Below are 23,921 nucleotides of genomic sequence, written 5' to 3' on the forward strand. Positions count from 1 at the left end.
CTGTTTACATTTTATCAGACGAAAGTAGTAAATTTTATCATTGTACAGTGAGAAAATTTTCATTGTTATTAAATTGTTATTTTCGACCATTAAATCTGTTAAAACTTGCTTAAACAATAAGTTTTTAATATTTTCGTTAACTTATTTAGACTAATTTTCTTATATCAAGAAGAATGAAATCAAAAAAAATACTTTTAGCGGCTGCTGTAATTTATTTCGGAATCACCGATGCTCAACAGTCTCAATATTTTACCCAGAAAGAAAATTACAGGTTCAATCTAGCCGAAAATCTTTATCAGACCAAAATATACAACGCTTCCCAATACGAATATGCAAGACAATACTTCTATAATCAGAATTTGTCCCGTTCGAAAAAAGAAGCTGCGCAGTTTTTTGATAATGTAATCGGTGTGATTCTTCAGAAAAATCATGCTGAAGAAGGGTTAACGGCTTTCATCAAAGAATATCCTAATTCTGCTTATTTTGCGCAGGCTAATCTTCCGCTGGCAGATTACTATTTGGCAAAAAAGGATTTCGACAAAGCACTGGAGACTTTGAAAAAAGTAAACCAGTATCAGCTTTCGAAAGAGGAAAATACCCAGTATATTCTGAAACTGGGGTACGCAAAGTTTATGACGGGTGATTCTAAAGGAGCTACTGATGCCCTGGAAGAAGCTTATAAAACTGCAGATCAGTCTCAAAAAGGAGATATCGCGTATATGCTGGGGCATTTATATTACAGCAACAGACAGAATGATAAAGCTTTCCAGTATTTTGATTCGATAAAAGATCAGGATAAATTCTCCAAACTGGTACGTCCTTATTATGTACAGATGTATTATAACGATAAGAACTATGATCAGGCTATTACCGAAGGAAATGCTTTGCTAAATGAAAATATTTCAGATTCTTATAAAGCAGAAGTTCATAAGATCATCGGGGAGAGTTATTTCATGAAGAATGATTATACTTCTGCCTACCCGCATCTAAAAGATTATCTGAGTGTACAGCAGAATCCATCTGAAAACGATTTGTATGAGATGGGATTTGTAGCCGCACAGCTTAAAAAATATGATGAAGCGGTTTCTTATTACAACCAGCTTCTGAACAGCAATTCTGCTTTGGCACAAAATGCTTACTACCAGTTAGGAAATGCTTATCTGGCCGTAGATAAAAAACAGGAGGCTCTTTCTGCATTCCGTTCTTCTTATCAGATGGATTATGATGCAAAAGTGAAAAAGCTGGCTCATGAGCAGTACGCTAAATTAAGTTACGATATCGGTAACCCGTTTGAAAGTCCTTCGGCGGTCATCCAAAGTTATATCAACGAAAATCAGAACGGAGCCAATGCTACTGAGATGAGGTCTCTATTGGTGAAATCCTATCTTTATTCTGGAAACTATAAAGAAACGCTGAATGCGATTGACAGATTGCAGAGTTCAACCCCTGAGATCAACAAAGTAGATCAGGAAGTTTCTTATTTACTAGGGACTGAAGAATTCAACAAAGGAAATTATGATGAAGCGGAGAAATATTTCTTAAGAAGTCTTGGTTTTAATATCAATAAAGAATTCAACAGCAGAGCTTTGTACTGGCTGGCACAGGTATATTACCAGAAAGGAAATTATCCTTCTGCCATTGTACGTTACGAAAAGCTTCTTACTGAAAACTTCCCTGAAAAACAGCAGCTGCCTTATGATTTAGGATATGCTTATTTTAAATCCAAGAAATTTGATCAGGCGGCTACTTATTTCAAACAATATCTTGCCAATCCGAAACCGGAATTTAAAAATGATGCAGAACTTCGTCTAGCAGATATTCATTATGCCAATAATGATCTGAATGAAGCGATTGCCATCTACGATAAAAATGAGGATGCCACGGACTATACTTTGTACCAAAAAGCAATGGCTTTAGGATTCAAGGGAGATACACAGGCGAAGATTAACAATCTTAAAAACCTTTTATCAAAATATCCGGATTCCGAATATTATGATGATGCTCAATACGAAATAGGAACGGCTTACGCAGCTCAGGATGATTTTGCGAACTCCAACGATTATTTCGGAAAAGTAATTAAAGGATCTTCTGATAAGGATTTAATTGCGAATGCTTCTATCTATAGGGCGCAGAATTACATCGACCAGAATCAGAATGATAAAGCACTTTCTGAACTGAAATCTCTGGGTGAGCAGTATAAAAATACAGCTTATGCTCAGAAAGTAGTTCAGGCTGCAAAACCAATCTTTACGAAAAACGGAGATGTTTCAGGATATGAAACTTTTGCAAGAAATATCGGAGTGAATGTAGATGCTGCTGAAATTGATGAGATCAACTTATCTACAGGTAAGCAGTTATTCGCGAAGAAAGATTATAAGAATGCCATTTCTTACTACGAAAAGTATCTGACACAGAATCCGACAGGTGAAGGATTGTACCAGGCTAAGTACGAATTAGGAGAAAGTTATTACCAGACTAATAATTCAACCAAAGCTTTACTTGTGCTTCAGGAAGTGGCTGGAATTCAGAACGATTACCAGGATGATGCACAAACTCGTTTAGCTCAGATCTTCCTTGCACAGGGGAATACTGCGGAAGCTAAAAAGTACCTTGAGGGCATTAAAAACTCTTCCAACATCAGCATTAAAAACTATGCGAATGTGGAACTGATGAAGCTGTATGCAGAAGAAAACAATTTCTCTGAGGCGGAAAAATTAGCCAATGCGGTCATTGCCAATTCTAAAAACTCGGCAGCCGTTATTGAAACAGCGAAAGTGATCAAAGCAAGAAGTCTGATGAACTCAGGAAAAGATAAAGAAGCACAGGCGGCTTATGTTTCTCTTGAAAAATCATCCAATACTTCGGTTGCTGCAGAAGCTTTATATGCTAAAGCGTATTATCAGAACAAAGGAAAAGCTTTCAAGTCTTCCAATGAAACGATCTTTAAACTTGCCAACAACTATGCTTCGGAAGAATTCTGGGGTGCAAAAGCCCTGGTATTGATGGCGAAAAACTATATCGGTCTGAAAGACAACTATCAGGCAAGTTATACCTGTGATCAGATCATTGCGAACTACAAAGATTTCCCTGAGATCGTAGCGGAAGCCAAAGAAGTTAAAAAGCAGATTAAGAAGTAGGAAATGAAGGTGTTTAAGATGGCCATATATTCTTTTTTAATTTCTGCTTCTCTCTGGAGCTGCATTCCTTCGTACAGTGCATATCCAAAGGAATATAACCATGCAAAAGCGGATTTCAAAAAGCAAAAAGTTTTTGTGGTGAATAAGGATCTTGAGAAAGAATTTAAAATTTTAAAACACTCCAATATTTATGAAATTGTAGAAGACAGTACCAATGCAGCAAAGATAATACTGCATCCGATGACGACCCGTACTCCTCCCTGCGGAAACCCAATGATTGGAAGTATGCTTACCGTGGGATTATTGCCTTCAGGATTTCCGTATGATATTTCTTACAGCTATGATGTAGCAGAGAACAGTGAAACAAAAAATTATCAATACAAATTACAAGTTTATCAAAGCCTTTGGCTGTTTAATATATTCAGACTGGGAAGAACTTTTTCAAAACAGTCGGGGAAAGCTTTATTAGGCAGTTATATGGCTTCCAATAAATAAAAGCCCGTTATATATTTTTTTCAAATAAAGAAAATATGAACAAGAAAATTCAATTATTATCCATATTATTTTTAGGGTTCTCGTCGGTGGCGTTTTCCCAGATCAAGGAGGAAAAACTGGTTCTTAATAAAAAGAGAGAGCCGGAAGTGAAGAAGATCGAGAAGAAGAAAACTTCTGTGGAAACCATCAAAAACTATCCGCCGGAGGAGAAATCGCAGACTCCTGTGAAGTATACCATCACGGATGTTCCGGCTGTTTCTGACTTCAAAACGTCAACCATTCAGGGCGAAGATGTGGCTCCGAAATTTGACGGAACGGCACAGAATAACTATTTCCAGTTTGGAATGGGTAATTACGGAAAGGTTCTGGTAGACGGAAACATTTCAAAAACCCTTCAAAACAAGCTTGAAGTAGGAGCAGATGTTCATGTTTTGTCTACGAATGGTCTTAAAAAAGATTACGACTGGAAATCCGGGCAGACTTCAGCTAATATCGGAGCTTTCTTAAATTCTTACGGAGAAAAAGGGAAGTTCAACCTTAATGCTGAGTATGGTTTAGACAGCTATAATTATTATGGAATCTATGCCATGCAGCCTACGGGAGAGCTTGATCTGAAACAAAAAGTAAATCAGTTTAAGGTAAACGGTTACTATGATTTTTATTCCAATGAAATCTTAAATGATGTAAGGGTAAAATCATCATTCCTAAAAGATCATTTTGATGCTTCGGAAAACCAGGTTTCCATCCTTGCCAATTTCTCCAAACATGCTGTTGAATTAGGAAAATCAGGAATCAACCTGAACGCTGATCTGGGAGTAGGTATTGATGCGGTGAAGACCGATTTTGCCATCAGAGATAAAAACTCTTCCAATTTCTTCAATACCAGCCTGTCTCCGAAAGTTACATTCAGAAAAGGAGATTCTTATTTGACGTTAGGATCTTCATTCTCTTTCCTGAATGCTAAAAATTCCAATGACCAGCTGGAACAGCAAAAAAATAATAAAACTTACTGGTTCCCGCAGGCAGAGTTCCAGTTTGCAGCAGCCAATGAATTTAAATTCTACGGAGGGGTAGACGGAGGTTTGAAACTGAACACTTACGGTGATATGTTACAGACCAATCCATTCATCCTTTCTGACCAGTTTTTAAAGCCAACAGAGACGAAATATCATTTTTATGTAGGATTGAGAGGAGATATTGATGAAACGCTGAAATACGACTTCTCTGCAGGTTATGGAAAGATGAGAGACATTATGTTCTTTAAGGCTAATGGTCTTTTCGATAACACGTCTGTAAACCGTTCTGCCTATAATTTTGCCAATACCTTCTCTGCCGTTTATGATGATGGAAATGTAAGCGACATTAAAGGGAGTATACAGTATTTCCCATTGGCCAATCTTATTATAGATGGAGAATTAAGGTTTACCAAGTATGATCTTAAGAATTACGATAATATTTATAACGTTCCTTTATTCAATGCGAGCATCGGAGCAAAATATACGATGCTTGACAAGAAGTTATTGTTAGGATTCAAAGGGATCTTTGCAAGTGACAGAACAACAAACTCTTACGCTATTGAAGGTGTAGGGGTTCCGAATGTAATCTTCCAGTCTACGGAGAATACGAATGATAAAGTTGGCGGTTATGCTGATTTAAATCTTTCCGCAGAGTATAAAATTCACAAAAATTTCAGTATTTTCGCACTCGGAAATAATCTTCTGAGCTCAAAGTACCAGACATACAAAGGATATAAAGTCCTGGGTGCACAGATTCTGGGAGGTGTGAAAATTACTTTCTAAAACATAAAAGGCAATGATGATAAGTAATCAGGTATTACTCATTACTTATCATTCATTACTTATGAATACGGCTGCATAGTTTAATGGATAGAACTTCGGATTTCGGCTCCGACAGTGAGGGTTCGAATCCTTCTGCGGTCACTCAGACGGACAAAACATTTTTTAGTTTTTTGTCCGTTTTTTTTTGTAAACTATTTTTCATTCAAACTCAAGATATAGAGAATTGCATATAGTGTCCGGTTTGTTTCCATTGATTAGTTGAATTGTATATTATAAACATTTCCAATGTTCATCAATTGACCGGAAGACTTTTTAAAAGTTTCTGAATCTATCCTCAGATGTGAATTCTGCCATAGGAGTGGAATATTAAAAACTTAAGTTTTGCAGGAACAAATTCAGGTCCTGATCCTTAGGCAAACCTATCTTTTGTTTTAATCTGTATTTTTGTATTTTCACCGTGTTAGGATCAGTTTTAAGTAGCTGAGATATATCTCTGTTATTCATATGCAAATAGATATATCCGGCGTACTTCAGATCTAAATCTGTGAGCTTCCTGCCTGAAATTTCTATTAATTTTTTGTAAAAACCGGGATGAATTTCCTCAAATAAAACCTTAATATTTTTAACATCATCTGAAATAATTTTGTCTTCTTTTAATTCTCTTTCTATATTGATATCTTCCTGATTGCTTACTTTTGTCGACAGATTATGTAGAAAATTATTCTTTTGCTCCAGCTGTAAAGAAGTCGCAAGTATTTGCCGGTATAATTTTTCCTTTCTTGTTTTTGTTAATTGTAATTCTTCTCTTACCTTATTCTTCTCCTCTTTTTCCCTGATAAATGATTGCTCTATTTCTACTTTCTCCCTTCTGATTATATTCATTTTGCGAAGTTTCAATTTTAATCTGTTACGATAATAGTACAGTAAGAGAGCCATACCTATGAGGGATACAGTAATAATAATGAAAAGGATAATGCTTTTATTCTTTAACTGTCGCAGCTGAAAACCTTCTTTTTTTTCAGACTGGTAAATTACTTCATAGGTAGAATTATAATTATTAAACAATGATTCATAGTATTTATTTGTAATATCACGACCTTCTTTGGTATACTTTATCACTTTATCATAATCTTTCATACTTCCATACAGATTGGCAAGATTATCGATGATCATTACAAGATTCAAAGCGTTGGTATCATCATTATCTTTAGATAAATTATAGGCTTTTAACAGATATTTTTCTGCAGTTTTGTATTCTCCTGATGTATAATAATAAGTGCCTATATTGTTGTATATAAGAGGGGTAAAGTAAGAAAGCTTAGGCTCGTTGGCTGCTATTTGCAGTGCTTTAGCATAAGCCTTCTGACTTTCTGCCTGCTGATTTTTGTAAAGTTCTCCATATTGTAAATAGTATTTTACCAGGCATCTTTCGCGTGCCGCTTGAAATTTTATCTTTTCTGCATATTGATAAGAAACCTGCAGCGCATTTGCGGCCATTTTTCTATAATCCTCATTGTTTGTCTTTGCCAATTGTTTTATATAATAACTGCTCAGGTTTGTATAGGATGAACTTATTGCTATTGGATTTTTGGAGCGTTGTGCATATCTGGTTAACTCTAAATAATATTTTCGAACGTCATTTTTTATATGATGCTGAACATAAAAAGTTACTTTCAAATACGCTAAAACGGCAAGAATAAAATTGTTGTTGTTCTGCTTTTCGAAGATATTGATGCTGCTGTTTACATATTTTCTGAAGAGGTATTTATCATTAAGACCTGCATAATAACTTGCGTAGCCGTAATCAAGGTATGCTGTTGATATTTCTTCCTTATCCTCTGAAAGTAACCGGGATGCTTTTTCCAAGGTTTGTTTGGCTTCCGGGTACTTTTTTAATTTGGTATAATAATCTACAAGATATACCATCCCTATGATTTTCTTAGAATGATCAGTTGAATTCAAAAACTTACTTTCTATATTATCTTTGGCTTTGTCAAAATCTCTCCCGAATAAATAGGCATACGTTTCCTGTTGTTCCCAATCTGTATCACTTTGAGCATAACATTTATTGGTACAACCTAGTATGAAAATCAACAATAGAAAATAAAAACGTTGCATTACTTACATATTTACAAAATGAACTCATTTTTACTACAAAAATATAAGAAATTATACTTTTTTACTAAATGATTTAATTCACGGTTTTTCACTAACGTATTGATGGTTATTGAGTTATATTAAATTGTATACGGAATGTATACCAGTTTTTTCGCTCTGTGCACTCTAAGTATACTTTGGTTTCTTTCCTCTTCAAAATCGTCTGCGGAACTTTGCATAGAAGTTAGGAACAGATCATACTTTTTTCATTTAGATAATGTTTTTACTATTAATCTATTAAAATTAAGAATTTATATCTATAAAAAACGACTAAATGTGAAATAATATTCTAAACAATGGATTTTATTTTAAAAGATCAATAAACAGTATACAGATACTGGTATCTCACTTATCAATTTTTTTTCAGGATGGTGGTAAATACACTAAAATTATTTCAGATTACATTTAAAATTATTCTAAAATGGATAGACCCAACTACAGGCAAATTTATCATGATATTATTCTTGAACAGTTTCCCAATAAAATGAAACAATGTCAAAATATTCTTAGTAAAAGTGTTTTGTCTGCATTAGACGTTATTAAACTTAATAGTATCCTTTGGAGAAAGCATAATGTTAATAACCAGAAACATAAGTCGTATGATAAAGCAAGTATTTTAAAAATGCTTGAATTTCAGAAAAAAAATAAGATGAATAATCTGCAGCTTGCTGCCCATTTTAATGTCAGTAGAAACACAGTAACTGCCTGGAAGAAAAGATTTTTAATAAAATAACAAAATCAGATGATCAATTATAACCATATACATATTGGATCCTATATCAAAATGCGTTGTAAGGAGTGTGAAATAAGTTCATTAAGAATAACTAATTTTTTTGGGTGTTCAGTTTCTGAAATTGATAAAATGTATCAACAGGAAGCGATGTCTACAGATGTGCTGCTGAAGTGGTGCAAATTACTGGAATATGATTTTTTTAGAATTTATACCCAACATTTGATTCTGTATTCACCGCCCTCCAAAGAAAATAATAACAAATCGGGAAAAACACTATTGCCGAAGTTCAGAAAGAATATTTATACACTGGAAATCATTGAATTTATCCTTGGTAAGATCGAAAATGGAGAGGTAACCAGAGCTGAGGTAATTGCTAAATACAGAATCCCGAAAACAACCTTATACAAATGGTTTCAAAAATATAGAAGTGGAAATTTCCCGAATAATAGCAACTAATGTAAATTCTGGTAGTACACACATTAATTATATAATCCAGAGAAAGAGCTACAAGAAAGATCTTTCTTCTTTTTAAAAGCTAAAAATTCTAAAAACAAGATGGTAACAAAAAAAAACATTTTAATAATCTTGACCACATTATTAAATCTATTTTCCTTTGCACAGGTCGGTATCAATACTGATAAACCAGCCAGTTATTCCGGTTTGCATGTCTCCGAAAGAAAAGATCCGGCTAATGCAAATCCTGACAGATACAATGGTATTATTATTCAGCGTTATACTGAAACAGAACGTGATACGCAACTCACTCCCAATATGGGAATTACCCAAAACAGTTTACTTATTTATAATACCAGCGAAGACTGCTATAATTATTGGAATTATGCAGATATGGAATGGAAAAGCCTTTGTGGCGCCCTTGGAAAATCTGCTTTCACCTTTGACTGCTCTGTAGTAACTGTAAGAGGCTCATATGTAGAAGGCAGAGAACTTACGAATTCCAATTTTCTCACTATCCCCGTGGTGGTTACAAAACCGGGAGAATATACCATCATGGCTACAACAACCAATGGATATAGTTTTTTCACTTCAGGAACATTTCTCAATACTGGTGAGTATACAATACAGGTTCCTGGACAGGGGAAGCCTGTAGCTGTTCAGGTAGACACTCTGAATATTAATGCAAACGGAATTGATGTAAATTGTACTCCTCCTGTGCAGGTAAATGTTATGTCTGCAGCGGCCACTTATACAATGAGCTGTGGTAGTGCAACTGTTAATGGGGTTTATAAAGTTGGTAATGCCTTAACAGCAAGTAACACAATTACTTTACCGGTAAATGTTTCCGTGATGGGGAGTTATACTATTACTACCAATACAGTAGACGGTATTTCTTTCACTGGAATGGGTTCATTCACATCTATTGGGCAGCAGAATGTAACACTTTACGGAACAGGAACACCAACTTCTACAACTGTTAAAGCAATGACAATTACATCGGATAGTCAGGGAACTGTAGAAACAACCTGCAGTGTAAATGTTATAGTTGTTGTTCCCACAAAAACTTTTCTCCAGATAGGGAGTTCCTCTTTTTCACTGGGCTATGTAGGAGAAACATCAGCTTCCCGCGCTTTTTTATCTGCTCCTGTTAATTTCGGAGCTGCAGAAAACAGTAAAATAAAAGTGGAAGGATATAATTTTTCTACTGCATATAGTGCTTCAGCCGCAATAACCGGACTTAATAATAATCCTGATATTGTACTAATAGGATATCATTTGGATATTACAGATGATTTGGCCACTGCCTTGGCAAATTATGCTAAAAAAGGTGGTGTTATTATGATGATATCTGAAAATACAAGCGTTGAGCGTTTCTTTCGAAAGTTGTATGGAATGTCCAATATTGATGCTTCGGGATCAACAACGGCCAATACCGGTTCTGCTTATTATTACACTATTCAGGGCATTGATGATGAAATTACAAATGGAGTTTTTGGTGATGTACGAGGATTATATTGGGGAGCAGATGTAGGAAGTACTACGATAAGAATTTCGAATCTTCCTGTTAATGATGCTATTATTTACTCCACATCAAATGCAAGTGGCGGAAATGCAGCGACATTTTTCCGAACAGCAAGTTATAATGTAATTTTCGTTGGTGACGGCGGATGGCTTTCTAATCTGAGTACCGGAGCGGATGTGCCTAATACCGGGCCTACTGCCCATGCAGGTTCATCTACAACTGCTTATGTATTTGCTATTAATCCTGATTTTACTGTCAGACCGCGTACAGGTTATGACGATGGGGTAACCATTTATAACTCCACTGTTTTTGCTAATATGATGGCCTGGGCTGTAAAAAAAGCAGAAGAAAACAGGTTGAAAAAATAATCAGCATAAGCCTTCATGATAATATAATTTTAAGGGTAAGCATCGCAATAATTTCTCAGTATAGCCTCATAGATAAATATAGTCTATGAGGCTTTGATTACCAGTCACATTCCTGTCTTATACCCTAATCATGGAGCAGAGAACATATGAAGTTCAATGAATAGTTCTGTGTCTCTCGGTAATACCAATCTGAATAAGCCCTAAAGCTATTGGAAATAAAGATGCTGCAATCTATGTTCAACTAAAAATATCTAAATCTATTGAAAGACTTATTTTATTATTCGCTGAAAGGGGAAACAAGAGCCAATACCGTTACAAAGCTGAAAGAAAATGCTGGATGCATCATTGAAAATGACGACAGCATTACTGTTATTATCCATAGATGGTATGTAAAGATGGTAATTTCTCTGATATTATTAAATGATTCTGTTACAGTAATTGTTATAAGAAAAAAATGTACACCCTTCTTTGAAAAATATACAGTATTTTAAGGAAAAATGGGTTTGTTATAGATCGATCCACACATAAAGGCAAAAGAGAAAATGTCTTAGAAGTTATGAAGCACCTTGCAAATCTGTAGAGCCGGACGATGTAGAAATAAAGTGAATAACCGGGGTGTTATATTTCTCCAAAAATCAGAACCTGATGAAAAAGGTTGAAAGCCAATTTTTAGCTGACAATTCAAATTTTGCTGAAATTGATATCAACTATTAAAAATATTTCTGGTCTTCAGTTTTCTCTGTTTATAAGGTTTAAGCTATTGAACAGATGCTAATGTTTGATGGATATGTAGAATCAATACTATACTTTTACTTGAGAAATACGTTGATATTTTAAATTTCTGCTAGCAGATTATCTCCAGGGTGACTATCTGTTTCTTCTTCAGGCAGCTGTAGATTTATGGGAAAATATGGCTTGCTTAAAATTGTGAGAACAATACCAGCGCCTTGCCAGTCAAAGTGCTAAAAATCAATTAAAAAATGCGAAGCTCTTTTGAACTTCGCATTTCTAGCGACTTAGATTTCTATAACGCTAGACCTAAAACCATAAAATATAATTTTCACTATTGCCTACCTGATTAATCAGTATTTTTTACATAAGATTGAATGGTGATAGAACTTCTGTTCGTAAAATCACTTGTGTTTGTTGCTGTAGCAGGTTTCTTTCCGACATATAAATCCAGATTCCCACCTAAATAATTGTAGCGTCTGGCTACAGCTACTCTGATAGTATGTTGTCCTGCAGATAAGTTATTTATTGTTGTGGCAACCGTTTCTGTCTGGAACCCGTCAATCACATCATAACCAAAAAATCCAAGTCTTACAGCATGCAGTTTATTATCTATGAAAACTCCTATCGCAAAACTCGTATAAGAATTGGCTGTGGGCAGATTTCCAACAAATTGTATGATGGTTTGTAATGTTATTGATACTTTGTTATCATTGGCTGTTCCGGGAATTGTCATGTTAGTTTTAAGCCCGTCTAAGGGATACCATACCTGTTCGCCGGCATTCGTAGCACTGATGTCCATTCCTTCATTATATGGTATAGTACCACTGTCAGAACTCCCGGATAGAGTTACTCCTTGATTACCGTCTCCATTGATTCCTAAATCAGATATCGATTCTGCATTAGCCAGATAGTATGATCCAGGGGGTACAACTGGAATGTTTACAGTTGTCCATCTTGGAGCTGTGGTGTCACCTGTTGAAACCAAAAACTGACCATTGGCCCCTCCATTACCCATATCCGGATTTCCGGAATCAGGAAATCTTAAGGTATTTCTTACTAATAGATCACCATTTATATCCAGTTCCTGTTTAGGTTCTGCAGTATTGATTCCTACTTGTCCATAACTATTTATTATGGCTGAAAATGCTAGAATAGTTACTATTTTTTTCATTATTTATTGTTTAAATTTTACTTGTAAAAAAGAGAAAGGAATTGTTTTCATTTTCCTTTCTCGGGGAATTAGAATTTAATGTTAATACATATGGAGTTGTGAATGTGAACTGAGAGATAAAAAAATCATTTTTTTGTTGTTTTAACAGATTAATTAAAAAAGAGGAAAAAGGAACGTTATCCTGATCAAGTATTAACAATAGAAATACATGCCTTTTTCCTGATTATTACCGCTTTAAAATCTCAAAGTGCTGCATAACCTATGAGATTTTGCGGCTGTAATACAAAATAGATCCTTATCACAGCCATTTTGAATGAGGGAACTTACGGTTATATTGTTAAAGGGTGCTTTCACTTACTCAGTCCTGTACCGGATTGAAATTGTGGAATCATCTATCCCTATATTTAATTGCTTTATTTTATTTCCAACGAGTATTGTTCGATATCCAAAGTCGACAGATGCGGCGTGGATAGCATATTTAATAATTGCCTCTCGGATAATTTTCCAATAGAAAGGGGATTTGTTTTATTATTTTGTTCTTTTTGTTCATATAGACTTAATTTTAAAAAGTATTGTATAATAAATATCAAATAAGTGTCTTTGAATTTATAATGAAATAACCTTGTATTTTATATTTATTAATTCTTGGACAAAGATCCGCAGATTATCAAAATCATGAAAGAAAACACAGTATACATCTGGTAAATAGCTGGTAGAAGTATGGTATACATTATGTATACGGATTTGCGTAACATTTTGTTTTTCAGGTTTAAACTCTATGGATGCGTGATCGGAATCTGCACTCTGAGAAATGATCTGCTATGGGATAACAATAGTTTTCTCAATAGCTATAGGAAGAAATTACAGTGCTGCTATAAGCTGTCTGTAGCTGGAAAGTTTATCATTTACAAACAATCTACAGGTCTCTGGATAAACTGAAAATAAAGCGAAAAGTGCATTAGTCTTTTTTGAGTAAATAATAATTATTAGTTTTGAATATTGGATTTGGAATATCGTCCATATAAAGTTAAGAAGAAAATAAAAGTACAAAATAGAGCAATGAGCGATTTGTTTGAAAATTACCTATCCTCAACAGGAGAACTATCAGCGGAGGAAATCCACTTTTCTGTGCAGTTTTTCAAACCAACTGATTTAAAAAAAAATGATTTTTTTATTCGTGAGAACGAATCCTGCCGTTATATCGGATTTATTGCCACAGGTGCTGTAAAAGCATATGTTCTTGACAAGGAAGGCAATGAAAATGTAACCTGTTTCAAATTTGAAAATGAATTTATTACCTCATTTCAGGAATTTGTAAAACAGGAAAATTCCATAAGGAGCATCAGGACGATAGAAAACAGCATACTCTATCGGATAAATTTCCAGGATTTCCAGGATCTGCTTACCCGGATACCCGCCTGGAATAACGTTATAAAATCGCTGATGGAAAAAGAGTATAGCCAAAAGGAACGTTATCTGCTGAATTATAATAACAGATCTGCTGTGGATAAATATCAACATGTTCTTTCTAACGAGCCCATGCTTGTTCGGAGAGTTGCAACACAGGACCTGGCATCCTACCTGGGCATCACCCAGCGATCGCTTACAAGGGCGAAAAGACAAATACACAGCCACAATATAGTATAGGACAAATGTCCTTATATTGTCCTGATGAGTAATGTAGCTTTACACAAAAAAATATGCTACGTAAAATTGCTCCGGAAGTATTTCAGATTTCACTGATGCCGAGAAACAGTATCAACTGCTATATTATTGAAGGGGTGCTGGTAGATTCCGGTATACGGAATTCATACAGCGCTGTAAAGAAGGTCATTCAGAAAATTCCCGTTTATCAACATGTACTCACCCATGCGCATGCAGACCATCAGGGTTGTAGTGACCAGATATGTGCTGAATTTGCATTACCCTTACTTTGCCATCCCGGGGAAGTTTTTAGAACCGAAACAGGTTTGGTAACCTACGATTATCCAGCTCCGCAGCATTGGGTAGCAAAGTTACAGCAAAAATACTGGGCAGGGCAGGGACATCAAGTTGAACGGACCATTACTGAAAATGATAGAATCGGAAACTTTAGAGTAATAGAAACTCCCGGACATTCAGCTGGTCATATCTCTTTATTTCGTGAGCAGGATGGTGTACTGATCATCGGAGATGCGGCTACCAATATGAACCTTCTCACTACAGCAACGGGTCTGCGGCTTCCGCCCAGCCTGTTTACTTCCGATCGGAATCGTAATATTGAATCGCTACAGAAGTTAGCAGAACTAAACCCTGCTATTATTTGCTTTGGTCACGGACCGGTGATGTTCAACACAGACAGGAAATTTGAGCAGTTTGCGGCTCAATGCAGTAACGCTCGTTAAGCATAAAACGATTGTGATGTAAGGCTTTTTATTGCTTTTATCCAATTTTTTTTAAATTTAATGATACTTTCTAATAAAGATTGTCAAAAAGCTGTATATTTGCACAGCAAAAAAAGAAAATGATATTGTCTAACTTAAAAAAGGGAAAGAAACAGTACTTACGTCCAACGTCGTGAGTCATTTTCCTGTGGGTTAGAAATTAAATAAACGAGGAGCTTGTCATCACGACAGGCTCTTTTTTTTTTTGATAAAAATTTAACAATTTAATTTATTATGAAAGTATTGAAATTTGGTGGAACTTCGGTAGGAAGTCCGGAACGAATTGAACAGTTATTACCAATTATCAGATCTCAGGAATCGGATAAACACCTGGTTGTTTTATCAGCTGTTTCCGGTACCACAAATGATTTGGTGAAATTATCAGAGTTATATGAAAGTAAAGATGTTGAAGCCGCTTATAAGCATATTGATGTACTCCATCAGAAATATATAAAATTTGTAAATGAATTGTTTAAAACAGAGAAAGGGCTTCTGGAAGCATTAGCTTTTATTGACAAAATTTTTGATCTTTTTTATCAGTTTAAACATAAAAATTTCAATTCCAGTGCCGAACGTATCATACTTGCACAAGGTGAGATTATTTCAACAACGCTGTTTCATTTATATTTAAAGGAAAAAGAAGTATCTTCTGTATTATTATCAGCATTGGATTTTATGGTCATTGATGAGGATAAGGAACCCAACATTGACGAAATAAGAAAGCAGGCAGGTCTTGAAATTGCAAAATTCCAGGAAGAAACCTTATTTATTACTCAGGGGTATATATGCAGAAATGCCCAGGGCGAAATCGATAATCTGCAAAGGGGAGGTTCAGATTACACCGCCTCATTATTAGGAGCAGCATTGCAGACAGAAGAGATCCAGATCTGGACTGATATTGATGGATTTCATAATAATGACCCCAGATACGTCCAGAATACAAAATCTATAGCCCGACTGAGTTTTGATGAAGCAGCAGAATTATCTTATTTCGGAGCAAAAATTCTGCACCCTCAAAGTGTTTTTCCTGCAAGAAAATATAATGTTCCTGTAAGATTATTGGATACAATGAATCCCTCTGCTGCGGGAACATTGATTTCAGGAGAAATCACCAATCAGAACCAGATTGTAGCCATTGCTGCCAAGGATGGCATTACGGCAATTCGTATTCAATCTTCCCGTATGCTGATGGCGTATGGATTTTTGAGAAGGGTTTTTGAAGTTTTTGAAAGGTACAAAACTCCTATAGACATGATTACTACTTCTGAAGTAGCTGTTTCGCTTACCATCGACCAAACGGATAACCTTTCTGAGATTGTAAGAGAATTAAATACCTTCTCGGCAGTTGAAATAGACGGTGAACAGTCTATTGTATGCATTGTGGGAGACTTCAGAAAAAATAATCACGGCTATGCGACCATTGTCTCAGAAGCAGTAAAGCATATTCCCATCCGAATGATTTCCTATGGTGGAAGTGAGAATAATATTTCATTATTGGTTCCGTCTGTTTTTAAAGTAGAAGCTTTAAGGTCTTTGCATAACAGATTATTTTAGAAATAAGCTGGCCAGAAAAAAATAAAGGGTTATTCTGATGAGTGATACTAAAATGTACCACAAAAATTTAGATTTCTTTAAACGGTGATGTATATGGCATAGGCATTGTTAGTGTTAAAGCAGGTTTTTAAGAGAAGACTTATTTAACACCACATCACTTTACTAATAATTCATTTTGAACTTTTGCCTCCCTATTGACACGGGAGGCTTTTTTATGCATACATAAAGAAACAAATGAAAAAGGATGCACTATGGCATCCTTTCCCGTTATGTTTTGCTTAATATACTATATGCTATATCAATGCTTTCCTTCGTTGATTTCTTCTACCAGTTTCGCATTGAAAGCGGGGAGGTCCTCAGGCGTTCTGCTTGTTACAAGCCCGGAATCTACAACAACTTCACGGTCTTCCCAGTGAGCCCCCGCATTTTTTAAATCCTGACTGATAGAGTGAACGGAGGTTAGGTTCCTTCCCTGAACAACTCCTGCATTGATAAGAACCTGAGGTCCGTGGCAGATAGCTCCTACAGGCTTATGCCCGGTAAAGAAATCTTTCACAAAAGAAATTGCCTGCTCATTGGTTCGCAACTGATCAGGATTGATAACTCCACCCGGTAATACCAATGCATCATAATCTGAAGCATTGGCCTGATCTAAATTTCTATCTACAGGGTACTCTTTTCCCCAGTCTTTTTCTGCCCAGGCCTTAATGCTGCCACTTTCCGGGCTTATAATGTGTGTGGTCCAACCTTGCTCTTCAAGATATTGTTTAGGGGAGCTTAACTCACTTTCTTCAAAGCCGTGAGTAGCCAGTATTGCAATTTTCTTTGACATAATTCTTTTTTTTGATGTTAAAAAACAGCTGATAAAATTTTTAACATACCAGCTGGTGATCCTTTGAAGTTTCAGGAAGCAGATATTTATCAGCTCTTCAGATCCTCAAGATTCTGAAATTTATCATGGGAAGCTTTTAGCTGATGAAGCTGATCAAGAACCACACGGGAACTTTCAGGACATAAGTCACCACTATCAAGGGCATCCTGATACGCATCAATAGCAGCGTTCTCACCATATACTACATTTCCAAGTGTAGAGCCGGCTGTATCTCCTGCAAAAGAGTTTTTCACATCAATCCAGGCTCTGTGTATGGCTCCCGCTGCAGATCCCGACTGATCCGGCGTACCTCCTCTTTGCACAATCAGTTCTGTAAGTTGATTTTTCATTATCCTTGACTGCGATACCATGGTGTCATAGTCTTTCCTTAGCAAAGGATATTGTTCCCATACCTTGTCTTCTACTTTAGAAAATCCCTGAATTCTGTCATTTGTAATGTTCAGTAGATCATTTAATACTGAAACTGTTTGTTCGTTGTTCATACTGTATATTTTTAAGATGGTAGTATAAACTTTACAAGCATTATGCCTTAAACAGGCTTTTTCGTGAGATGTGGTACTTAAAGAAATCTTAAAATTATAGATTGATCTGGAAAACCGGAGTATCACAGGCATATCAGACCGTTCGGAGTAAAAGAATAAGACACGCATGGTGATCATTACTTATCTAAGGAATAATTTGTCGTTTTAAGTAATAAGAAAGAAGCTGTATCAAAGTATAAAAACTTTCAATACAGCCTCTTGTTTCATTGGTGCCGTTTGAGTGGAATTATTCAATACAGAAAAACTCAAAAGATGTTCAGCACATTTATCTTTGCAGATGAAACATAATTGATTATTGTGCTTTCACCTGTTCCAGCTTTATAAATATTTTTGAGAGATTAGGCTGAGCACTCCCTGTAGTAGGTGCACCTACCATAATCGTTGCGGTATACGCCGTTTTTGAAGTAGGGTTACTGTCTATCCAGGTATATCTTCTGTGTTCAGGTCCTCCACCGGAGCCGTCTATAATCCCAATATTTCCCCAATAAGCATTTCCTACTGCTCCTGTGCCCTGAGGGAACCAGTTAGTTGTTGCATCTGCCATACCTCCCCATACTCCTGATGTAATATTGGTTGTCGTTACAGCACCACCAATATAACCGCCATATTCGGTATTATAATTCCAGTACAGATTAACCGTAGCCCCTGTATTGTTATATAATTGAACATTAGGAACTGCAGCAGTGGTCCCACTTGTGGTGTCAAATATGACCCTGATAGAATATTTACCATCTGGGGTAGGGAGCGCTAGTGTATAGGCTTGTTTTCCGTTGGCATCGGTTGTTAAAGAAGGGTAGCCCATCACGGCAACAGGTGTAATATCAGCGCGACTGCTGTTTCCTACTGTAGCCGTACAGTTTTGTGCTGCTGTTAAGAAAGGAACTGCAGCAGTGTTGATAGGAAGAGTCATATTATTATCATTGGTAGGAGTTCCGGAAACAGAAAAGACCAATTCCCCATCTCCAAATTCAAGCGTTCCCGGTCTAAGCTGGAAGGTTAACCCGTTCACTGTAAATGGAGTTCCTGCGCTATAGCTCCCTCCGTTTCCCTGACTATAGGTAACTCTTAGGTTACCATTGAAGGGTGTACCCGCAGTATAAGTTGAAGGATTAAGGTAAGCAGAGTTACACTGTAATGCAGTAATGGCGGGAGCAATTGTATTGCCAGCTTCCAATAGTTTTTGCCATACCGTTCCGTCAAAGTAATAGTAACCCATGGAATTAATATTTACACGCTGTCCTGCATTATCTCCACCGGTAACATCAGTAATGTAGATTAAAGCCCCTCTCTGATCACTATTATAGGTCGCTGTATTTACGGTGAGCTCAGCCCTTGTAAGCCTCGGAGCCTGCAACCCGTAAGTTTGTGCATTGTCTGTAATCAGCCCTGAATTGTCTCTTTTAGCTGATACATCCATTATTGTTTTAGGTGTGGCGGTGTTGATTCCTACTTGGGCAAAAGAAATTCCTGAAATAAGAATGATACTCAATTGTGTAAATTTTGTTTTCATGCAAGTATTATTTTATGTGTTTGTAGTTCAGTCAAATATAATATTATTTTTTGGTTAAAAAAAATAATACACTCACATTTTAGTGAACTTTTGTTAACAAAAAGCATCTTCGTTAACAATAGAATTTATTTTTTTCACTTTTTGTTTTTAGGGGTGTGTTTTAGATTTTTTATAGTACAAAATTATTACTATTGAATACCTCAATATTTTGCTGAATCCTGCAATTAATATTTACATCATTATAGTGCAATGTTTACGAATCAAATTATTCAATGTACTGGTTTTTAAATAGTTTTGCATATGCTTTCAAAACCGTTAACAAAACAATAGTATTTAAACTGCAGCTCAAACTATAAGAGGTGAGAATTCTCTCAAGAGCATTATAGTCTGTTTACAACTAAGCGAATGAGCGAAAAGGCTTAATAATATTCCTGATAGAATTAATCTGGCAGAATTCGGGACTTGTTATTCTGACATAAGATGCCAGAAGCAGGTCAGTAAAAAAAAGCTGAAGTTGATCAAAGAATACAATTCTATAGACAGCAACAATCAAATAATAACAATTTTAAAATAAAAAAATATGTCAATTAAATTAGGTGATACTGCACCGGATTTTCAGGCTGATTCGTCGGCTGGTCCAATAGATTTCTATAAATATCTTGGGAATTCATGGGGGATTTTATTTTCTCACCCTGCGGATTTTACTCCTGTGTGTACTACGGAGTTGGGAATGACGGCAAAGTTGCAATCTGAATTTACTAAACGAAATACTAAAGTGATTGCATTAAGTGTTGATGGAGTAGAGGATCATCAGAACTGGATAAAAGATATTAATGAAACACAAATGACTTCTGTTCAGTTTCCGATCATTGCTGATCATAATCTTGTCATTTCAAAGCTTTATGACTTTATCCATCCAAATGCGTCCGCCACAGCAACCGTCCGCTCCCTGTTGATAGTTGATCCGAACAGAAAAGTTCGTTTAATTATTACCTACCCTGCATCTACAGGCCGGAATTTCGATGAAATACTACGCGTTCTGGATTCTTTACAATTGGTGGATACCTGTACTATAGCAACCCCTGTCAACTGGAAGGCTGGTGATGAAGTAATTATTCTTCCGAGTATTTCTACAGAGGATGCAATAAAATTATTTCCCAAAGGAGTTAGAGAAATTACATCTTATCTAAGGTATACGCCTCAGCCCGATAAATAATAAAAGTAAATAAAAAAACACATCTGATGTTATGAATGGGAAAGGAAAAATTTTATTAGTGCTGTTAGCTTGTGGATTAACAATTTTATGTAAAAAAACAGAAAATAGAGAAAGCCAATCAGATAATTCTTTTCATGTTATGACAAGAGACCAGCAGCATAAATTAATCGGTGAAGAGATTCTGAAAGATTTAATCGAAGGAAATAAAAGATTCCAGAATGGAGTGGCAAGAATGAGAGATTATACAAAACAAACAGGAAAGCCTGTACCTGGCCAGTTTTCTAAAGCTGTGGTTATAAGCTGTTTGGATAACCATGTTCCTGTGGAGGATATTTTTGATCAGAGTTTGGGAGATATTTTTGTGGAAAGAGTAGCCGGAAATTTTGTAGATGAAGATTTATTGGGAAGTATTGAGTTTGCTTGTGTAGTAACAGGTGCCAAACTTGTCATGGTGATGGGACATGAACATTGCAGAGCTGTAAAAGCAGCCATTGACAATACTCAGTTGGGTGATATTACAGGGACGCTTTATAAAATAAGACCGGCAGTGAATATTAGTCTGGATTTTACGGGAATGAAAAATTCAAAAAATAATGAGTTTGTAAAGTTTGTTTCTGAAAATAATGTCAGACTGGTACTCAGTGATATACGAAAGAAAAGTCCGATCCTTAAGGAAATGGAGGATAATGGAAAGATCAAAATTGTCGGAACATTTCATAGGCTTACCGATGGAGCATTACAGTTTGTAAAATAGTTCAGACTGTTAATTTGTTTCGAATTGATATTTTCAATATAATAATTCTCCCTGAAATTAGTTGACATAAAATTAACAATACCAAATCTGGAGAACTGTTTTCTCCGGATTTTTTATTTCTTGAGTTTCAGTCTCACAATAATTTAATATTTACTCAGTGATTCTTTATTAACTACAATCATGTAGTCGTATTATGTTGACTCAACAACTTATATCTACAGAACATTTTTTTTGAACATAGCTGAATGGTATATTTTTACAAAATGAGAATTTGCCTTTATGGTTCTCATACCAGGATAAAAAAATGCTGATTACCGACGGTAAAAATACAGATGAATTCTACCTTATACATGAAGATAATTGTAAGTATTTAAAGTGGATCAGAAATAAAGATTTACATATAACATCATACAAATACAATTGATGATGAAGCTTATAATTACATGACAAGAAGCAATGATATTACATAATTTTTAAAATTTAAATAATGAAAAAACCATCAATTTTATTAGGAGCTCTTACTTTGGGAGCGTTTACGTTAGGAACCAACGCTGCTTTTGCGACTGTAAGATCAATGGAAACACATTCTTCTGACGCTGCTTGTGGAAATAAAGCGGAGAAAAGCGGTGAAGCCAAGTGCGGAGGTAAAAAAACTTCAGAAGGAAAATGTGGGGAAGGGAAATGCGGAGGTAAGAAAACAGAAACCAAAACTAAGGAAGGAAAATGTGGAGGTAAAAAAACTAAGAATGGTGCTAAAAAAACACAAAAAACAAAAACAGCATCAACGAAATAGTTTTTTGGGATCGGCAGACTTGTATAACAGGTCTGTTGATTTTTTAAGGACCATCGGCAAATAAAAGATTATGGTAGGAATTGGTTATAGAAAAGAATTCTCGAAAACATTTTTAAATACAGATGTTTTACAACCTGATTTTGTGGAAGTAGCACCCGAAAACTGGATGGGAATCGGAGGATACTGGAAGAAGGAATTAAAGCAGGTACTGGAAAAATATCCACTTTACTGTCATGGATTGTCTCTCTCTGTAGGCAGCCCCGAAGGAATAGATAAGGGTTTTGTGAAACAGGTAAAGCAGTTTTTGGAAGACACTGAGGCTGTATTGTATTCCGAACATCTTACTTTTTCTAAAGTGGATAATGCCCATTTGTATGATTTGCTGCCGATCCCTTTCACCCAGGAGGCAATAGAGTGCGTTTCTGAAAATATTCTTCAGGTCCAGGATATTTTAAAAAGACCACTGATTTTGGAAAACGGAAGCTATTATACAGTTTTAAAAGCTGAAATGTCAGAGTCAGATTTCATCAATGAAATTGTCAGGAGAACCGGCTGCGAATTGCTGCTGGATGTAAACAATGTGTATGTTAATGCCTTTAATTTCAAGTATGATGCTGAAAAATTTATCCAGAGGATGCCCCTGGATAAGGTGAAATACATTCATATGGCAGGCCATTATCAGGTCAATGATCATTTAATTATAGATACCCATGGAGAAGATATTATTGATCCTGTATATAACCTATTGGCATGGGTTATAGAGAAAACAGGCAAAGATATTCCTATCCTTCTGGAAAGGGATTTTAATATTCCGGAGCTGGAAAACTTACAATATGAAATTGATACTCTGAAATTATTAAAAAACGAAATCTTAGAACTTCATTGGGATACTGAATATGGTCAATAAAACATCTTCTCTTCAAAAAGACCTTGCTTTGTATTGCAGAACCGGCTTACTTGAACCTCAAACCAGTATTCAGGAGCATACATTTCACTACCGAAAACTGGTGTATAATGTGATAAAAGACACATTGAAAAGAGCATTTCCTATGACAAGGGAACTGATAGGTAAAAGAAGATGGAAAAAAATGGTAACGCATTTTTTTGAACATCACCAATGTCAGACTCCTCAGGTATGGAAGCTTCCGCAGGAATTTTCAGACTATTATCAGCAACATGGTTTTCCTTTTAAGAAAAAGTTTTCCTTTCTTGTCACTCTTCTACAGTATGAATGGCTGGAGATTGAAGTTTTTATGATGGAGGATTGGCCCATTGATGAATTCGGCAGAGAAAAAAAATCACAGGAAAATGGCATTATCCCTAACCCGGAAATTAAGATTTTATCTACAGAATATCCTATTCACCTAAAAAATGGGAAAGAAATTACAGAAGAAGACAGAGGTCAGTATTTTGTTTCTGTACATCGGGACTATTATACAAAACAAATACAGTTCAACGATCTCTCATATCCTTTTGTGGAAATTATTTTAAAAGCCAATGAAGGCTGCTTTAGCAGAAAGGATTTCATAGAATTATTGGCCGGATATGATAACGACAGGGAAAAAATCGTGAAATTATATCAGGATTTTGAACAGTTTGCACTGCAGAATACTATTTTTTTGGGATATCGGATATAGCCTGATTTACTTTTATAAAGGATCATTGTT

20 protein-coding genes and 1 tRNA gene are annotated in these 23,921 nt (G+C 35.7%); 16 read left to right on the top strand and 5 right to left on the bottom strand.

From position 1 onward, the window contains the following. Positions 1-173 precede the first annotated feature (173 nt). The 4 genes from RAH34_RS05520 to RAH34_RS05535 all read left to right on the top strand — a co-directional run bounded on the left by RAH34_RS05520 (position 174) and on the right by RAH34_RS05535 (position 5,572). Positions 174-3,137, top strand: a complete 2,964-nt coding sequence (locus RAH34_RS05520; RefSeq protein WP_306595438.1) for a tetratricopeptide repeat protein — start codon at positions 174-176, stop codon at positions 3,135-3,137. A 3-nt stretch (positions 3,138-3,140) separates the two neighbouring features. Then, positions 3,141-3,632: a hypothetical protein gene (locus RAH34_RS05525; protein ID WP_306595439.1), complete on the top strand. Its 492-nt coding sequence runs from the start codon at positions 3,141-3,143 to the stop codon at positions 3,630-3,632. Positions 3,633-3,667: 35 nt separating this feature from the next. Continuing rightward, a complete protein-coding gene (locus RAH34_RS05530) occupies positions 3,668-5,431 on the top strand; it encodes a TonB-dependent receptor (protein ID WP_306595440.1) in 1,764 nt (587 codons plus the stop codon). Positions 5,432-5,500: 69 nt separating this feature from the next. Continuing rightward, positions 5,501-5,572: transfer RNA gene (locus tag RAH34_RS05535), tRNA-Arg, on the top strand. A gap of 225 nt (positions 5,573-5,797) precedes the next feature. Here RAH34_RS05535 and RAH34_RS05540 read toward each other — a convergent pair. Beyond that, the gene (locus tag RAH34_RS05540) at positions 5,798-7,549 is read right to left on the bottom strand and encodes a tetratricopeptide repeat protein (protein ID WP_306595441.1); all 1,752 of its coding nucleotides are present in this window, start codon (positions 7,547-7,549) and stop codon (positions 5,798-5,800) included. 460 nt (positions 7,550-8,009) lie between these two features. Between RAH34_RS05540 and RAH34_RS05545 the strand changes: the two genes are divergently transcribed. From RAH34_RS05545 to RAH34_RS05560, 4 genes are all read left to right on the top strand, one after another. Further along, positions 8,010-8,321 carry a helix-turn-helix domain-containing protein gene (locus RAH34_RS05545; protein ID WP_306595442.1) on the top strand — a complete coding sequence of 104 codons (312 nt, stop codon included), beginning with the start codon at positions 8,010-8,012 and terminating at the stop codon, positions 8,319-8,321. A gap of 129 nt (positions 8,322-8,450) precedes the next feature. Beyond that, entirely contained in the window at positions 8,451-8,777 is a 327-nt protein-coding gene (locus RAH34_RS05550) for a hypothetical protein (RefSeq protein ID WP_306595443.1), read from the top strand. Between the two features lie 129 nt (positions 8,778-8,906). Beyond that, positions 8,907-10,667, top strand: coding sequence for a hypothetical protein (locus tag RAH34_RS05555; protein ID WP_306595444.1), 1,761 nt, complete (start codon positions 8,907-8,909; stop codon positions 10,665-10,667). 260 nt (positions 10,668-10,927) lie between these two features. Further along, positions 10,928-11,158: a hypothetical protein gene (locus tag RAH34_RS05560; protein ID WP_306595445.1), complete on the top strand. Its 231-nt coding sequence runs from the start codon at positions 10,928-10,930 to the stop codon at positions 11,156-11,158. Between the two features lie 587 nt (positions 11,159-11,745). On the opposite strand, the gene RAH34_RS05565 is transcribed toward RAH34_RS05560, so the two are convergent. Then, positions 11,746-12,570: a hypothetical protein gene (locus RAH34_RS05565; protein WP_114821102.1), complete on the bottom strand. Its 825-nt coding sequence runs from the start codon at positions 12,568-12,570 to the stop codon at positions 11,746-11,748. 1,059 nt (positions 12,571-13,629) lie between these two features. Here RAH34_RS05565 and RAH34_RS05570 point away from each other — a divergent pair. The 3 genes from RAH34_RS05570 to RAH34_RS05580 all read left to right on the top strand — a co-directional run bounded on the left by RAH34_RS05570 (position 13,630) and on the right by RAH34_RS05580 (position 16,547). Beyond that, positions 13,630-14,217: a Crp/Fnr family transcriptional regulator gene (locus tag RAH34_RS05570; protein WP_306595446.1), complete on the top strand. Its 588-nt coding sequence runs from the start codon at positions 13,630-13,632 to the stop codon at positions 14,215-14,217. Positions 14,218-14,270: 53 nt separating this feature from the next. Next, on the top strand, positions 14,271-14,954 hold the full coding sequence (locus tag RAH34_RS05575; RefSeq protein WP_306595447.1) for an MBL fold metallo-hydrolase: 684 nt from the start codon (positions 14,271-14,273) through the stop codon (positions 14,952-14,954). Between the two features lie 273 nt (positions 14,955-15,227). After that, positions 15,228-16,547, top strand: a complete 1,320-nt coding sequence (locus RAH34_RS05580; protein WP_306595449.1) for an aspartate kinase — start codon at positions 15,228-15,230, stop codon at positions 16,545-16,547. Between the two features lie 298 nt (positions 16,548-16,845). Here the strand turns inward: RAH34_RS05580 and RAH34_RS05585 are convergent, their stop codons facing one another. The 3 genes from RAH34_RS05585 to RAH34_RS05595 all read right to left on the bottom strand — a co-directional run bounded on the left by RAH34_RS05585 (position 16,846) and on the right by RAH34_RS05595 (position 19,491). Next, positions 16,846-17,379, bottom strand: coding sequence for a type 1 glutamine amidotransferase domain-containing protein (locus RAH34_RS05585; protein ID WP_306595450.1), 534 nt, complete (start codon positions 17,377-17,379; stop codon positions 16,846-16,848). An 89-nt stretch (positions 17,380-17,468) separates the two neighbouring features. After that, positions 17,469-17,921 (bottom strand): PA2169 family four-helix-bundle protein, encoded by a 453-nt coding sequence (locus RAH34_RS05590; RefSeq protein WP_306595451.1) that lies wholly within the window; start codon positions 17,919-17,921, stop codon positions 17,469-17,471. Between the two features lie 352 nt (positions 17,922-18,273). Continuing rightward, entirely contained in the window at positions 18,274-19,491 is a 1,218-nt protein-coding gene (locus tag RAH34_RS05595) for a hypothetical protein (protein ID WP_306595452.1), read from the bottom strand. Between the two features lie 580 nt (positions 19,492-20,071). Here RAH34_RS05595 and RAH34_RS05600 point away from each other — a divergent pair. The 5 genes from RAH34_RS05600 (at position 20,072) to RAH34_RS05620 (ending at position 23,891) form a co-directional block, all read left to right on the top strand. Next, positions 20,072-20,707 carry a peroxiredoxin gene (locus tag RAH34_RS05600; RefSeq protein WP_114821107.1) on the top strand — a complete coding sequence of 212 codons (636 nt, stop codon included), beginning with the start codon at positions 20,072-20,074 and terminating at the stop codon, positions 20,705-20,707. A gap of 139 nt (positions 20,708-20,846) precedes the next feature. Then, positions 20,847-21,461 (top strand): carbonic anhydrase family protein, encoded by a 615-nt coding sequence (locus RAH34_RS05605; protein WP_228411986.1) that lies wholly within the window; start codon positions 20,847-20,849, stop codon positions 21,459-21,461. Positions 21,462-21,948: 487 nt separating this feature from the next. Then, positions 21,949-22,254 (top strand): hypothetical protein, encoded by a 306-nt coding sequence (locus RAH34_RS05610; protein ID WP_114821109.1) that lies wholly within the window; start codon positions 21,949-21,951, stop codon positions 22,252-22,254. 70 nt (positions 22,255-22,324) lie between these two features. Then, positions 22,325-23,161 (top strand): DUF692 domain-containing protein, encoded by an 837-nt coding sequence (locus RAH34_RS05615; protein ID WP_114821110.1) that lies wholly within the window; start codon positions 22,325-22,327, stop codon positions 23,159-23,161. Beyond that, positions 23,151-23,891, top strand: a complete 741-nt coding sequence (locus tag RAH34_RS05620; protein WP_114821111.1) for a DUF2063 domain-containing protein — start codon at positions 23,151-23,153, stop codon at positions 23,889-23,891. Before RAH34_RS05615 ends, RAH34_RS05620 begins: the two co-directional genes overlap by 11 nt. Positions 23,892-23,921 lie beyond the last annotated feature (30 nt).

Source organism: Chryseobacterium sp. WLY505 (assembly GCF_030846215.1).
In the GTDB taxonomy this organism is placed as follows: Bacteria; Bacteroidota; Bacteroidia; order Flavobacteriales; family Weeksellaceae; genus Chryseobacterium.